Consider the following 14419-nt stretch of genomic DNA (forward strand, 5'->3'; position numbering starts at 1 on the left):
GACAGCATGCGCGCTCGTCAACTCGGCATCACCCTCGGCCTGGGCACTCCCGGCGAGTTCAACGCCATCACCGACGTCCCCGGCATCCGTGTCGGCCACAGTACCCTGCTCGGCGAGCGCGGCGGTCGCGCCGTGCGTACCGGGGTCACGGTGGTCCAGCCACGCGCTGGCGCGGCGCGGCAGCAACCCTGCTTCGCCGGCTGCCACGTACTCAATGGCAACGGCGACGCCACGGGGCTGGAGTGGATTCGCGAGGCAGGACTGCTGACCACGCCCATCGCCATCACCAACACCCACAGTGTGGGCGCGGTGCGCGATGCGCTGATCGCCGCCGAGCATGCCGAGTTGGCAGATCCGTCCGTCTACTGGTGCATGCCGGTAGTGATGGAAACCTACGACGGGCTGCTCAACGACATCTGGGGCCAGCACGTCGGCGCCGAGCAGGTGCGCGAGGCGCTGGCGGCGGCCGAGCCCGGCCCGGTGCGGGAAGGCCCGGTGGGCGGCGGCACAGGGATGATCTGTCACGAGTTCAAGGGCGGCATCGGTACCGCTTCGCGCAAGCTGCCGGCGGAGCAGGGCGGCTGGACCGTGGGCGCGCTGGTGCAGGCCAACCACGGCCAGCGCCGTGAGTTGCGGGTGGATGGTTATCCGGTCGGCCGCCAACTGGGCGACCTGCCGTCACCCTTCGCCGAGCAGGGCACGCCGGGCATGGGCTCCATCGTGGTGATCCTCGCCACCGACGCGCCGCTGCTGCCGCACCAGTGCCAGCGCCTGGCGCAGCGCGCCTCGCTGGGTATCGCCCGCACGGGTGGCGGCACTGACGATTCCAGCGGCGACATCTTCCTCGCCTTCGCCACCGGCAACCGCGACTTGCCGCCGGCGGACTACGGACGCAAAGGCCTGCCGTTCGCCACGGCGCTGGAGATGGTCAACAACGACCACATCTCGCCGCTGTTCGCCGCTGCCGCCGAGGCGGTTGAGGAGGCCATCGTCAACGTGCTGCTGGCCGGCAAGGACATGCGCACCGACGACGGTGTGCTGGTGCCGGCGTTGAGCGGGGAGCGCCTGCTGGCCGCTTTGCGCGAGGTGGGTTGGAAAGGGTGACGTGACGCATTTGTAGGGTGGTGTGCCACGAAAAAAGCCGGAGCTGCTGGGCAGCTCCGGCTTTTGTCTTTCCCGTCCCGCTGAATCAGTTCGGGGTGTAGATCTGGTCGAACACGCCACCGTCGGCGAAGTGGGTCTTCTGCACGGTGCGCCAGTCGCCGAAGGTCTTCACCACGGAGAAGAAGTCCACTTTCGGGAAGCGGTCGGAGAACTTGGCCAGCACTTCCGGGTTGCGCGGGCGCAGGTAGTTGTTCGCGGCGATGGTCTGGCCTTCGTCGGACCACAGGTACTTCAGGTAAGCCTCGGCTTCGGAGCGGGTACCTTTCTTGTCGACGACCTTGTCGACCACTGTCACCGGCGGCTCGGCTTCGGCGGAAACGCTCGGGTAGACCACTTCGAAGCCGCCACGGCCGAACTCGCGGGCGATCATCTCGGCTTCGTTCTCGAAGGTCACCAGCACGTCGCCGATCTGGTTCTGCATGAAGGTGGTGGTCGCAGCGCGGCCGCCGGTATCCAGCACCGGGACGTTCTTGAACAGCTGGGCGACGAACTCCTTGGCCTTGGCTTCATCGGCGCCATGCTTCTGCGCGTAGCCCCAGGCGGACAGGTAGGTGTAGCGGCCGTTGCCCGAGGTCTTCGGGTTCGGCACCACGACCTGCACGCCCGGTTTCACCAGGTCGTTCCAGTCCTTCAGGCCCTTGGGGTTGCCCTTGCGCACGATGAACACGGTGGCGGAAGTGAAAGGCGCGCTATCGTTGGGCAGGCGGGTTGCCCAGTCCTTGGGCACCAGGCCGCCGTTGTCGGCCAGGGCGTCGATGTCGGTGGCCTGGTTCATGGTGATCACGTCGGCCGGCAGGCCGTCGATCACGGCGCGGGCCTGTTTGCTGGAACCGCCGTGGGACATCTGGATGGTGATCTTCTCGCCTTTCTCGGCCTGCCAGTGTTTCTGGAAGGCGGCGTTGTAGTCCTTGTAGAAGTCGCGCATCACGTCGTACGAGACGTTGAGCAGGGGCTGGGCGGCCTGGGCGGTGGAGGCCAGGGCGAGGCCGGCGGCCAGCAGCGAGGCGCTGAACAGACGTTTCACGAGCAGTTCCTTTTGGCAGTGTTGTTGGGTGTCGATTATGCCGACAGGTTATATGGCACTTAAATACTTAAAGGCTATTTGCTTATACGGCGTTCAGGGCCTGCAGTTCGCCGTCGAGGTTCTCCCGCGCCCGCACTTCCCATTCCTGGCGCAGTGACGGGAGCTGGTAGAGGTGTGGTTGCTCGAGCAACTGGCGCAGTACCCTGGCGCGCCCGGCATTGAACAGCGCTTCCGGTACCCAGGCATATTCGTGGCGTACGGCGGCCTGGTACTCGGCGTAGACGGAAGGGGCGCTGGCGAGGATCGACAGGTCGATATCCGCCACCAGCGCGGCATCGCCGGCCAGCCCGCCGGCCTGGTGACAGGTCGCCATGATCAATTCCTGCAGCACATTACCCTGCTGATTGAGGCCAGCCTCGGCGAGCCATTGGCGGGCGAGTGCCGCGCTGGAAGCCTCGTTGTCCTGGCGGTGGGTGTCGTAGATCGCGTCGTGGAGCCACAGCGCCAGCTCTACCTGTGCCGGTTCGTGGGCCAGGTCGTGAAGGCGGTCGAGGTGCGCCAGGCACGCGAGGATGTGCTGCGTGCCGTGGTAGTGCCGGTCGCTGCCGCCATACAGGCGTTCCAGCTCGGCGAAGCTGCCTGGCGGTGCGCTGCCGCCAAGCCGGCGCCAGAGCGATTCCCAGCGTTGCGGATCGAGTGCGTGCATCGGTGCTCCACGAAGAGGGGAAAATTGCCCGGCAGCCTAGCAGGCCTGCCGGGTGATGACTGCCCCTTGCTGCGTCACTCCAGCCCGCTGACTTCCAGCTCCTTCGGATACTCGACGCTGAACTTGAAGGTCGTGCTGCGTTTCTCGCCTGGCTTCAGTTGCCAGTCCCACAGCAGCTTGCCGTCGTCCTCGCGGGCGGCTGCCTGGCCTTCGGGTTCCAGCAGCGCGACCTTGATCTGCTCGTTGCGCGAGATCGGCAACTGGTCCTTGAACTGCAGGCGCTGCTCGGTCTTGTGGTTGTTCTGCGCGTCGATGCGGAACTCATAGGTGATGCGCTTGCGGCCGCCGGTGAGGCCGGTGTAATCGGTGTAGCGGTTGACCAGCTTGCGCTTGATCGACATCGCCTCGTCGCCGCCCAGGGCCAGCTCGAAGGTCTCGCCCGGCATCACCGCGCGCAGCTGGCCGCTGGCGACGAAGGTGTTACCCAGGTAGGTGTTGAGGGTGCCGGGCAGCAGCGGATAGTCACTGGCGTTGCGGGTGTCGGCCTGCAGGTAGGCGGCTTCGCGCAGCGACGGCGTGGCGAGGTAGCGGAAGGTCGCCGGCAGCTTGAACTGGGCAATGGAGACCTTCTGCGAGCTGCCGTCGCTGTTCAGTGTGGCGCGGGTTGGAATGTGGAAGGAAGCGCTGGTGGTGGCGCTGACATCGGCGACGGCCACCGGCATTTCCGCCAGCGAGCCGGCGGCGGCCATTTCGTCGGCGGCGAAGCGTTGGGCCTTCTTCGCCTCCAGCGCCATCATCGGTGCAGCTGGCGCCGGAGCGGGCCTGGCAGCCATCACCGTGCGCGGGTCGAAGGTGTCGACGAACCACGGCGAGAGCGCCGGCACGTTGCTGCCCAGATTGGGGCGGGCTGTGGACAGGGTGAGGTCGACGTCGGCCCAGTCCTCGCCGCTGCTCTGCCGGACGATGCCCTGGTAGGTCATCTCGATCTTGTCCTCGCCGTCGCGCAGGCGGGCGTCATAGGCCGGGCGCCAGGAGGCGTCGTACAGCGTGTAGCTGAGCTGCAGCTGGACTTGTGCCGGCTTCTCCAGCGCCACGCGCAGGATCGCGCGCTTGTAGTGGGTGCCGTCCCCGGCCAGGTGGCTGCGCTGGTTCTCCAGCTCCTGCTTGCGCTGATGCAGCTCTTCGCCCTGCTGGTCGAGCTTGCGCTGCTCGTCGAGGATGCGCCCCAGGTTGCCCTCGCTCATCTGCAGCAGGTTCTTCAGCTCGTCGATGCTCGGCAGTGCCTGGTGCTTGCCCGGCTTGGTGCTGCTGGCCTGGATGTCGGCGAGGAACTGCTTCTGGTTCTCCAGCACGCTGCCGCGGTCGCTGATCTCGCGCTCCTGCCGCTCGATGTCGCGCAGCTGCGCATCCAGCTGTTGCAGGCGGTTGTCTTCGGAAGGGGGCGAGACCTGCGGCGCGCTGCTGACGTCGAGCAGGGTTGCGGCGGCGCTGGCGCTGAGCGAGGCCTGCAGGCTGTTGTCGTCGATGCGCAGGGGCAATTGCTCCAGGGCGATCTCGTGCTGGCCGGCGGGCAACTGCAGGGTGGCGGTGCGGGTGACGATGGCGCGGTCGGTATAGACCGTGACCGCGCTGATGCGGCTATCGACCACCTGCGGCGCGGCGAGCAGCGAGGGGCTGGCCAGCGCGCCGGCCATGGCGAGGATCAGTGGGTGGAATCGAAAGGGCATGTGCTCACCTCGCGGCCTGGAAGGCGGCCGGCACTGCGGAGCGCCACCATGGCGTCCGTCCATGCAACGTGTGACGAAGCGGGCGGGCGGAACGGGTTGAGCGTGAGTCACGATGACCGACGAACGGCTATCCCGCGCAGATCAGCGCTGCGCGGCGTCGCCCGTACGCGGATAGAGCGGGTTGCCGCAGCGCGAGCAGAACGCCGCTGCGGCCTCGTGGCTGGCCTTGGCGCAGGCCGGGCAGGGCTTGTCCAGAGCGCCCGGTGGGTGCTCCTGGCGCATGGCGTGGTGCAACTCGGCGCTGAAGATGCCGGTGGGCACGGCGATGATCGAGTAGCCGGTGAGCATCACCAGGCTGGCGATGGCCTGACCCAGCGGGGTCTTCGGTGTGATGTCGCCGAAGCCCACGGTGGTGAGTGTGACGATGGCCCAGTAGATGCTGCGCGGGATGCTGGTGAAACCGTGCTCGGGACCTTCGACCACGTACATCAGCGAGCCGAACACCGTTACCAGGCTCATCACCGAGACGAAGAACACCGTGATCTTCTGCCGGCTGCCGCGCAACGCGGTGAGCAGGAAGTCGGCCTGGCGCAGGTACTGGCGCAGCTTGAGGATGCGGAAGATACGCAGCAGGCGCACCACGCGGACCACCAGCAGGTACTGGGCATCAGGGTAGAACAGAGCGATGACGCCGGGCAGCACGGCCAGCAGGTCGATCAGCCCGTAGAAGCTCAGGGCGTAGCGCAATGGCTTGGGCGAGCAGTACAGGCGCAACAGGTACTCGATCAGGAACAGGCCGCTGATGAACCATTCGATGCCGCTGAGCAGGGTGCCGAACTGCTGGTGGATGCGCGCGACGCTGTCGAGGAAGGCTACCAGCAGGCTGGCGAGGATGAACACCAGTAGCGCGCTGTCGAAGCGCCGGCCGGCGAGGGTGTCGGACTGGAAGATGACGATGTAAAGGCGCTGGCGCCAGGTGCGGGAGTCGGCCATGGGGGAATCCACGAGGGGGTTCAGACACCTTAGCCGAGAAGCACCGGGGCGGACGCGCCGCCCCGGTTCACCTCCGGGAAAACCGTGTCAGGCGCGTTCACCCGCCTGCGGCTCATCCACGTCGCCTTCGGCGATGCACGCCGCGGCGGTGAACAGCACGTCGGTAGAGGAGTTCAGCGCGGTCTCGGCCGAATCCTGGAGGATGCCGATGATGAAGCCGACCGCCACCACCTGCATCGCCACTTCGCTGGAGATGCCGAACAGGCCGCAGGCCAGCGGGATCAGCAGTAGCGAGCCGCCGGCCACGCCGGAGGCGCCGCAGGCGCAGACCGAGGCGACCACGCTGAGCAGAATGGCGGTGGGCAGGTCCACGGCGATGCCGAGGGTGTGCACCGCCGCCAGGGTCAGCACGCTGATGGTGATCGCCGCACCAGCCATGTTGATGGTGGCACCGAGTGGGATCGACACCGAGTAGGTGTCCTCGTGCAGACCCAGGCGTTCGCACAGTTGCAGATTGACCGGGATGTTGGCTGCTGAGCTGCGGGTGAAGAAGGCAGTGATGCCGCTCTCCCGCAGGCATAGCAGGACCAGCGGGTACGGGTTGCGACGGATCTTGGTGAAGACGATCAGCGGGTTCACCACCAGCGCCACGAACAGCATGCAGCCCAGCAGTACGGCCAGCAGGTGCAGGTAGCCGATCAGCGCATCGAAGCCGGATTCGGCGATGGTGCCGGCTACCAGGCCAAAGATGCCCAGCGGCGCGAAGGCGATCACCACGCGGACGATCAGGGTTACGCCGCTGGCCATGTCGTCGAGCAGGTCGCGGGTGGTCTGGCGGGCGTGGCGCAGGGCGATGCCCAGGCCGATGGCCCAGGCCAGGATGGCGATGAAGTCCGCCTCCAGCAGCGCCTTCACCGGGTTGGTGGTGACGCTGAACAGCAGCGAGCGCATGACCTCGCCAATGCCGCCAGGCGGTGTCAGTTCGCTGGTCGGCGCGCTCAGCACCAGGGTGGAGGGGAAGGTGAAGCTGGCGATCACTGCGACCACGGCTGCCGAGAAGGTGCCGATCAGGTACAGCAGCAGGATCGGCCGGATGTGGGTGCGCTGGCCCTGCTTGTGGTTGGCGATGGAAGCCATCACCAGCACGAGTACGAGTACGGGCGCCACGGCTTTCAGGGCGGAGATGAACAGCTTGCCGAGCAGGCCGACCGCCACCGCGCCTTGTGGCCAGAGCACGGCGAGGGCGATGCCGCAGAGCATGCCGATGAAGATCCGCAGGACCAGGCTGGTGCGCTTGAGCCGCTGCAGGAGAGTGGGAGTTGGAAGCGTCATGACGTCTTTCGCTGCTGGAAGTGGGATCGCCCCGGCAGGCCGGGTGCGCAAGGGCGCGGATTATGCCGTCTGGTGCCGGGGAATGCGCGGTTACCCGTCGATTGATCGGTCAGGTTTTGCTTCGGCAGGTGTCAGGTCGCAGTCTGGACGTGTGCGTGCAGAGCAGCATTGATCCATGCCGGTCGCCTTGGGAATAGGGCAGGGCTCAGCCGAGGTCGGCGAAGGCTTCCGGGTCCAGGTCGATGCCGGCGACCCGCTGCACGGCGCCGCGCATGGTCACCTGGAAGTCATCTGCGACGCGGATGTTCAGCAGGCCGCCGGCCAGGTGCAGGTCGATGTGCTCGTCGCACAGCCCGAGCCGGCGTGCCACCGATGCGGCCGCGCAGCTGCTGGTGCCCGATGACAGTGTGTAGCCGGCGCCGCGCTCCCAGATTTCCACGCGCAGCGCGTCGCGGGACAGCCACTGGACGAACTGCACGTTGGTGCGCCGGGGGAACAGCGGATGGTGTTCCAGCAGTGGGCCAAGCTGGCAGGCCAGCTCGCGGCTGGTCTGTTCGACGAACACCACGCAGTGCGGGTTGCCCATGGAAACGGCGTTGATCTTCAGCTTTATACCGTCGATTTCCAGGGGGTAGTCCAGGGCCTCCGCGGCGTCGATCAGCAGTGGAATCTTCGCGCAGGCGAACTCGGCGCGGCCCATGGACACCTCCACGCTGCGGCCCTCGTCGGACACCAGGCTGGTGACGGTGCCGCCGGCGGTGACGATGTCGAATGGTCGCCCTGCGACCAGGCCGCAGTCCCACAGGTAGCGGGAAAAAATGCGCAGGCCGTTTCCGCTTTTCTCTGCCTCGGAGCCGTCGGGGTTGAGGATGCGCAGGCCGAAGGCGGCATCGCTGTGGTTCGCCAGCAGGATGCCGTCGGAGCCGACGCCGTGGTGACGGTCGCAGACGCGGCCGATCTGCGCGGCGGTCAGGGTGAACGGGGCGTCGCCGGCATAGACGAGGTAGTCGTTGCCCAGGGCCTGGTATTTCACGAAGTTCATCGGAGCGGTCCGTCGCGGAAGAGGGTCCCCCGACTATACACGCGGACCGCTGTTTTCCCGGCGCTGATCGAGCAGTAGCGCGGTCAGCGCACGGTGACCGAGGATCACCAGCCAGCAGGCGAGGATGAACGGTGCGGTGAAGGCGGGCAGGCCAGCCAGGGCGAAGCCGGGTTGCAGCAGCACCGCCAGGACGATGCCGCACAGCGGCGCCAGCGGATTGTGGAAGCGCAGCGACAGGGCGATGCCGGCCAGCGCGCCGTTCAAGCCAAGGAGACCGGCCTGCGCCGAGGCGGCCGGCAGGCCGAACAGCGGTGCAATGGCGAGCGCCCCGGCAGCGCCGGCCAGCGCCCAGAAGGCAGCGCGGCGTTCCACCAGCAGCAGGCCTAGGGCGATGGTCAGGCCGGCGAGCGGTTCGCCGAGGAAGATCACTTCGCCAAAGCCCAGCACGGTGGAGTCCAGCAGTGGGTTGGCTAGGCCGCACGACAGGCAGGCGACGCCGTTGGTCGGCGCGAATCCCAGGCTCTTGCCCAGCGCCACCGAGATCCAGCCCAGCAGCACGAACGCGGCGGTGTAGGCCGGCAGGCCGAAACGCCGGCGCGACTGGCGCAGCAGCGCGGCCTGCACCGCGACGCTGGTGAGGACGGCGGCGATGGTCAGCATCACCAGGCCCAGCGACCACTGGAACTGGAAGGGCAGCAGCAGGCCGATGAGGATCGGGTTGTAGTCGTGCAGACCGGCGTCGATGTCCGCCTTCGGCTCGCGCACGAAACGTGCGGTGAGCGGGCCGAGCAGTGCGCCGAGCAGGGCTCCGGGCAGCAGTTGAGGGGCGGACCAGGCGATGGTCAGCAGCAGGATCAGGCCGAAGCGGGCGTCGGCCTGCAGGTAGATCTGGCCGAAGCCGATCAGCCGGTTGGGTATGAACTTGTTCAGGGGCATCTGGGGTCTGGGCAGTTGTAAGTGGCTCCGCAGCGCCTCTTGGGTGTGTGGCATCGAGGCCCCATCGGCGGGCGCTGCGTGAGAATCGTGTGACGCCGCCATACGGGGCCGCGCCACGGGGTTGGAAAAAGAAAAGAGGTTGTCGGCGGGATCACCGCCAACAACCTCAAAGTTCCATGGCCAGCATTGGGAGTTGCTGCGTGGGGGCCATGGACCGACAAGCATTCGGTGCTCATGTTTCGGGTGCTGCAGTACTCGGTACCAAGGTCAATCCCGGACGGACGGGGACGCGGCCCCGTATTCCCGGCCCCGTCCGTCCGGAAGTGACTCGGTGCGGAGGCACGCTCTCTGGCGTGGCTCCTGAACTCTATTTCCCTCTCCCCCCGCCCTCGCCCGCAAGCGGTAGAGGGAGCTTGAGTGGCAGCAAGCGCAACACCTGAGTAACTGGCGGCGCCGAGCTGCCCCCTCTCCCTTCAGGGAGAGGGTTGGGGAGAGGGGCTCTCAGGCTTGCATCAAACTTCCAGTGCCGGCGCCACCGTTTCGATGCGCAGCATGTTGGTGCTGCCCGGCTGGCCGAAGGGCACGCCGGCGGTGATCACCACGGTGTCGCCACGGCGCGCCATGCGCTGGGCCAGGGCGATGTCCAGGGCGGTGGAGCAGATCTCGTCGACATGGGCGAGCTGCGCGTTGACCACCGAATGGACGCCCCAGGCCACGGTCAGGCGGCGGGCGGATTTCAGTTGCGGGGTGAGGCTCAGGATCGGTGCCTTGGGCCGCTCGCGGGAGGCGCGCAGGGTCGAGGCGCCGGACTCGGTGTAGTTCACCAGCACCGCCACCGGCAGGATGCGGCTGATCCGGCGGATCGCGCAGCTGATGGCGTCGGAGACGGTAGCGTCCGGTTCCGGGCGGTTGATCTCCAGCGTGGCCTGGTAGTCCGGCTCGGCTTCGACCTGGCGGATGATCTTCGCCATCATCTCCACCGCTTCACGTGGGTACTGGCCCGAGGCGCTCTCGGCGCTGAGCATCACGCAGTCGGCACCTTCGCTGACGGCGTTGGCGACGTCGGTCACTTCGGCGCGGGTCGGCGCCGGGGAAAAACGCATGGATTCGAGCATCTGTGTTGCGACCACCACCGGGCGACCAAGCTGGCGGCAGACCTGGATGATGCGCTTCTGGATGCCTGGCACGCTTTCAGCGGGCATCTCCACGCCGAGGTCGCCACGGGCCACCATGATCGCGTCGGACAGCCTGGCGATGGCTTCGATGGACTGCACCGCCGAGGGCTTCTCGATCTTGGCCATGAGGAAGGCCTTGTCGCCGATCAGTTCGCGGGCTTCCTCGATGTCTTCGGGGCGCTGCACGAAGGACAGGGCGACCCAGTCCACGCCCAGCTCCAGACCGAAGGTCAGGTCACGGCGATCCTTGGCGGTCAGCGGGCTGAGCTTGAGCACGGCTTCGGGCACGTTGACGCCCTTGCGATCGGACAGCTCGCCGCTGTTCATTACGCGGGTCTCGATGGCATCGGCGTGGGCGTTGAGCACCTGCAGGCGAATCTTGCCGTCGTCCAGCAGCAGGCTCATGCCCGGCTCCAGCGCCTGGATGATTTCCGGGTGGGGCAGGGTGACGCGCTTGTCGTCGCCCGGTGCGTCGTTCAGGTCGAGGGTGAAGGTCTGGCCCTTCTGCAGCTGTACTGCGCCCTCGGCGAACCGACCCACGCGCAGCTTCGGCCCCTGCAGGTCCATGAGGATGCCGATGGGGTAGTTCAGCTCGGCTTCCACTTCGCGGACCCAGGCGAAACGCTGGGCGTGGTCGCTGTACTCGCCGTGGCTGAAGTTCAGGCGGAACAGGTTGGCGCCGGCTTCCACCAGGGCGCGGATGTCGTCGCGGCTTTTGATCGCCGGGCCCAGGGTCGCGAGGATCTTTACTTTCTTATCAGGGGTCATAATCAGGCTCGAATCAGGTGATTTCATGGCCGCGTTGCTGGGTCAGCGTTCGCCAGGCTAGACGCGGAATGCAGCTAATGGCGTTCCCTTCGCAAATTCCGCAACGACGCATGGCGAACGCTGACACGCAACCCGAAGGGACGGGGCCAGCTTGTCGCAGTGCAGCGTTGCTCGTCGGTCATTTGGAATCACCAAACCTCTCTCCTCGCGCCTCGCCCTGCGACAAGCCGGCCTTCGTCGCGGCCGACGAAATCACCTGATTCGAGCCTGCATTCTCGAGGACCAGGATGGCGCGGAAGTCGTTGACGTTGGTGCGGGTCGGCCGGGTGATTACCAGGTCGCCCAGTTCGGCGAAGAAGCCGTAGCCGTTGTTGTTGTCGAGCTCGTGCAGCGGGTTCAGGCCGGCCTTGAGGGCGCGGCTGTAGCTGCACGGGCTCATCAGGGCACCGGCGTTGCTTTCCATGCCGTCGATGCCATCGGTGTCCCCCGCCAGGGCCCAGATGTTCGGTTCACCTTTCAGGTCGGCGGTGAGGCTGAGGAGAAACTCTGCATTGCGCCCGCCACGGCCGTTGCCGCGCACGGTCACGGTGGTCTCGCCACCGGAGAGGATCAGGCACGGCGCCTTCAGCGGCTGGCCATGCTTGCGGATCTGCCGGGCGATGCCGGCGTGGACCTTGGCCACCTCGCGGGACTCGCCCTCCAGGTCGCCCAGGATCAGTGTCGGAATGCCGGCGGCTTCGGCCTTGGCAGCCACGGCGTCGAGGGCATGCTGCGGCGTGGCGATCAGCGTGAAGTGGCTGCGCGACAGGCATTCATCCCCGGGTTTGACCGTCTCCGAACGCGGGTCTTCCAGCCAGGCGCGTACGTTGGCCGGGACGTCGATGGCATAGCGCTTGAGGATCGCCAGGGCGTCGGCCGAAGTGGTCGGGTCGCCCACGGTGGGGCCGGAGGCGATCACCGTGGCCTCGTCGCCGGGTACGTCGGAAATGGCGTAGGTATACACGCTGGCCGGCCAGCAGGCGCGGGCCAGGCGGCCGCCCTTGATGGCGGAAAGGTGTTTGCGCACGCAGTTCATTTCGCTGATGGCGGCGCCGGATTTCAGCAGGGCCTTGTTCACGCTGCGCTTGTCGTCGAGGCTGATGCCTTCGGCCGGCAGGGCGAGCAGGGCAGAGCCGCCACCGGAGAGCAGGAAGATCACCCGGTCGTTCTCGGAGAGGCCGCTGATCAGTTCCAGCACGCGGCGCGCCACGCGCTCGCCGGCATCGTCCGGCACCGGGTGCGAGGCTTCCACCACTTCGATGCTGCGGCACTCGGCACCATAGCCGTAGGGCGCGACGACCAGACCCTGGACTTCACCCTTCCAGTGCTTCTCGGCGACTTCAGCCATGGCACCGGCGGCCTTGCCGGCGCCGATGACGATCGTGCGGCCGCCCTGGTCCGTGGGCAGGTGCTGCGCCAGTACCTGGGCCGGGTGCGCGGCGGCGATGGCGGTGTCGAACAACTCGCGCAGGAAGGCGCGTGGGTCGAGGCTCATGACAGGCTCCGATGATTCTTGTTGTGGTGTTCCATGGCTCAGGCTTCTCTCTCAAGAAGGCTCAGCGATGGAATCGAACACCCCGGCCGGCGAGGCCGTGATTCCCTGCGGCCGGGTGTTCGAGTTGCTTTGCCGCGTGGCAGGCGACGCCACTCCCATAACGTCGCCCGTCACGTTGCTCTGGCGCTTCGTGGGGGCGTGGAGGACGCGTTACCCATCGCTCCACGCGTTCCCGCGAAGGGGTTTCTCAGTCCTTGCGGATGGAGAAGTTGGCCATGTGTTCCAGGCCCTTGATCAGGCCGGAGTGGTCCCAGTTGCTGCCGCCGATGGCCGCGCAGGTGCTGAACACTTGCTGGGCGTTGGCGGTGTTGGGCAGGTTCAGGCCCAGCTCGCGGGCACCGGCCAGGGCCAGGTTGAGGTCCTTCTGGTGCAGGCTGATACGGAAGCCCGGATCGAAGGTGCCCTTGACCATGCGGTCGCCATGCACTTCGAGGATGCGCGAGGAGGCGAAGCCGCCCATCAGCGCTTCACGCACCTTGGCCGGGTCGGCGCCGTTCTTCGCGGCGAACAGCAGCGCTTCGGCGACGGCCTGGATGTTCAGGGCAACGATGATCTGGTTGGCCACCTTGGCGGTCTGGCCATCGCCATTGCCACCGACGCGGGTGATGTTCTTGCCCATGGCCTGGAACAGCGGCAGGGCGCGTTCGAAGGTGTTCGGGCAGCCGCCGACCATGATGCTCAGGGAAGCGGCCTTGGCGCCGACTTCACCGCCGGAGACCGGGGCGTCCAGGTACTGCGCGCCGGTGGCCTTGATCTTCTCGGCGAAGGTCTTGGTGGCGGTGGGGGAGATCGAGCTCATGTCGATCACCACCTTGTTCGGGCCCACGCCTTCGGCGATACCGTCCTTGCGGAACAGCACGTCTTCGACCTGCGGGGTATCCGGGACCATCACGATGATGAACTCGGCTTCCTGGGCGACTTCCTTGGGGTTGGCCAGGGCGACGGCGCCGCCACTGGCCAGCTCGGCGGGAGCGGCATCGTGGTGGGTGGAAACGAAGATCTGGTGACCCGCTTTCTGCAGGTTCAGCGCCATGGGCAGGCCCATGATGCCGGTGCCGATGAATCCGATTTTGGCCATGAGGAATTCTCCTGGTTGTTCTTGTTGGGCTGGCTGGCGCGCTGCGTACCCAACGCGCCGGCCGGCGAATCAGATGACGTTGTGGCTCTTCAGCCAGCCGAGGCCGGCTTCGGTGGTGGTCTTGGGCTTGTATTCGCAGCCGATCCAGCCGCGGTAGCCGATGCGGTCCAGGTGGTCGAACAGGAAGCGGTAGTTGATCTCGCCGGTGCCCGGCTCGTGGCGGCCGGGGTTGTCGGCCAGCTGCACGTGGTTGATCGAGGCGAGGTTCTTCTCGAGGGTCCGCGCCAGGTCACCTTCCATGATCTGCATGTGGTAGATGTCGTACTGCAGGAACAGATTGGCGCTGCCGACCTTCTCGCGGACGTCCTGGGCCTGCTGGGTGGTCTGCAGGTAGAAGCCGGGGATGTCGATCGTGTTGATCATTTCCATGACCAGCTTGATGCCCGCGGCTTCGAGCTTGCCCGCCGCGTACTCCAGGTTGTTCAGGAAGGTGTTCTCGATGGTTGCGCAGTCGTAGCCCTGCGGACGGATGCCGGCCAGGCAGTTGACCTGGGTGTTGCCCAGCACCTTGGCGTAGGCGATGGCCTTGTCGACGCCGGCGCGGAATTCCTCGACGCGGTCCGGGTGGCAGGCGATACCGCGCTCGCCCTTGGCCCAGTCGCCGGCAGGCAGGTTGAACAGCACTTGCTCGAGCTGGTTGGCGTCCAGGCGGGCCTTGATCACCTCGGCCTCGACGTCATACGGAAAGAGGTACTCGACACCGTTGAAACCGGCGCGCGCGGCGGCTTCGAAACGGTCGAGGAAGTCCACCTCGGTGAACAGCATGGACAGGTTGGCGCAGAAACGGGGCATTGTTTTGACTCCTTGGTGGCATGTCGCA

The 14419-nt window shown here is 66.6% G+C and carries 11 protein-coding genes and 1 pseudogene; 1 reads left to right on the plus strand and 11 read right to left on the minus strand.

All coding sequences use genetic code 11. The features are described 5' to 3' along the window. The first annotated feature begins 6 nt into the window (after positions 1-6). Positions 7-1104 (plus strand): DmpA family aminopeptidase, encoded by a 1098-nt coding sequence (locus AC1ZV1_RS09935; protein WP_484296559.1) that lies wholly within the window; start codon positions 7-9, stop codon positions 1102-1104. 85 nt (positions 1105-1189) lie between these two features. Here AC1ZV1_RS09935 and AC1ZV1_RS09940 read toward each other — a convergent pair whose 3' ends face one another. The 11 genes and pseudogenes from AC1ZV1_RS09940 to hyi all read right to left on the minus strand — a co-directional run bounded on the left by AC1ZV1_RS09940 (position 1190) and on the right by hyi (position 14391). Continuing rightward, positions 1190-2188 (minus strand): sulfate ABC transporter substrate-binding protein, encoded by a 999-nt coding sequence (locus AC1ZV1_RS09940; protein ID WP_484296560.1) that lies wholly within the window; start codon positions 2186-2188, stop codon positions 1190-1192. Between the two features lie 82 nt (positions 2189-2270). After that, positions 2271-2894, minus strand: a complete 624-nt coding sequence (locus tag AC1ZV1_RS09945) for an HD domain-containing protein (protein ID WP_484296561.1) — start codon at positions 2892-2894, stop codon at positions 2271-2273. A 74-nt stretch (positions 2895-2968) separates the two neighbouring features. After that, positions 2969-4621 (minus strand): mucoidy inhibitor MuiA family protein, encoded by a 1653-nt coding sequence (locus AC1ZV1_RS09950; protein WP_484296562.1) that lies wholly within the window; start codon positions 4619-4621, stop codon positions 2969-2971. Positions 4622-4762: 141 nt separating this feature from the next. Beyond that, positions 4763-5614, minus strand: coding sequence for an ion transporter (locus AC1ZV1_RS09955; RefSeq protein WP_484296563.1), 852 nt, complete (start codon positions 5612-5614; stop codon positions 4763-4765). Positions 5615-5701: 87 nt separating this feature from the next. Further along, entirely contained in the window at positions 5702-6946 is a 1245-nt protein-coding gene (sstT, locus tag AC1ZV1_RS09960) for a serine/threonine transporter SstT (protein WP_484296564.1), read from the minus strand. 205 nt (positions 6947-7151) lie between these two features. After that, the gene (gene dapF / locus AC1ZV1_RS09965) at positions 7152-7988 is read right to left on the minus strand and encodes a diaminopimelate epimerase (protein ID WP_484296565.1); all 837 of its coding nucleotides are present in this window, start codon (positions 7986-7988) and stop codon (positions 7152-7154) included. Between the two features lie 33 nt (positions 7989-8021). Then, complete coding sequence (locus tag AC1ZV1_RS09970) at positions 8022-8924, minus strand: urea transporter (RefSeq protein WP_484296566.1); 903 nt, start codon at positions 8922-8924, stop codon at positions 8022-8024. Positions 8925-9436: 512 nt separating this feature from the next. Then, complete coding sequence (gene pyk / locus AC1ZV1_RS09975) at positions 9437-10867, minus strand: pyruvate kinase (protein ID WP_484296567.1); 1431 nt, start codon at positions 10865-10867, stop codon at positions 9437-9439. 271 nt (positions 10868-11138) lie between these two features. Continuing rightward, positions 11139-12401: pseudogene (locus AC1ZV1_RS09980) on the minus strand (glycerate kinase type-2 family protein); the annotation flags it as partial. A gap of 247 nt (positions 12402-12648) precedes the next feature. Continuing rightward, positions 12649-13539, minus strand: coding sequence for a 2-hydroxy-3-oxopropionate reductase (locus AC1ZV1_RS09985; RefSeq protein WP_045217803.1), 891 nt, complete (start codon positions 13537-13539; stop codon positions 12649-12651). A gap of 69 nt (positions 13540-13608) precedes the next feature. Continuing rightward, a complete protein-coding gene (gene hyi / locus AC1ZV1_RS09990; protein WP_484296568.1) occupies positions 13609-14391 on the minus strand; it encodes a hydroxypyruvate isomerase in 783 nt (260 codons plus the stop codon). Positions 14392-14419 lie beyond the last annotated feature (28 nt).

Source organism: Pseudomonas sp. BB438, assembly GCF_057180225.1.

Excerpts from the sequence above, each read along its gene's own strand:
- AC1ZV1_RS09935 (WP_484296559.1), top strand. The coding sequence starts at position 7 with ATGCGCGCTCGTCAACTCGGCATCACCCTCGGCCTGGGCACTCCCGGC.
- AC1ZV1_RS09985 (WP_045217803.1), bottom strand. The coding sequence starts at position 13,539 with ATGGCCAAAATCGGATTCATCGGCACCGGCATCATGGGCCTGCCCATG.
- AC1ZV1_RS09950 (WP_484296562.1), bottom strand. The coding sequence starts at position 4,621 with ATGCCCTTTCGATTCCACCCACTGATCCTCGCCATGGCCGGCGCGCTG.
- sstT (WP_484296564.1), bottom strand. The coding sequence starts at position 6,946 with ATGACGCTTCCAACTCCCACTCTCCTGCAGCGGCTCAAGCGCACCAGC.
- AC1ZV1_RS09955 (WP_484296563.1), bottom strand. The coding sequence starts at position 5,614 with ATGGCCGACTCCCGCACCTGGCGCCAGCGCCTTTACATCGTCATCTTC.
- pyk (WP_484296567.1), bottom strand. The coding sequence starts at position 10,867 with ATGACCCCTGATAAGAAAGTAAAGATCCTCGCGACCCTGGGCCCGGCG.
- AC1ZV1_RS09970 (WP_484296566.1), bottom strand. The coding sequence starts at position 8,924 with ATGCCCCTGAACAAGTTCATACCCAACCGGCTGATCGGCTTCGGCCAG.
- AC1ZV1_RS09945 (WP_484296561.1), bottom strand. The coding sequence starts at position 2,894 with ATGCACGCACTCGATCCGCAACGCTGGGAATCGCTCTGGCGCCGGCTT.
- hyi (WP_484296568.1), bottom strand. The coding sequence starts at position 14,391 with ATGCCCCGTTTCTGCGCCAACCTGTCCATGCTGTTCACCGAGGTGGAC.
- dapF (WP_484296565.1), bottom strand. The coding sequence starts at position 7,988 with ATGAACTTCGTGAAATACCAGGCCCTGGGCAACGACTACCTCGTCTAT.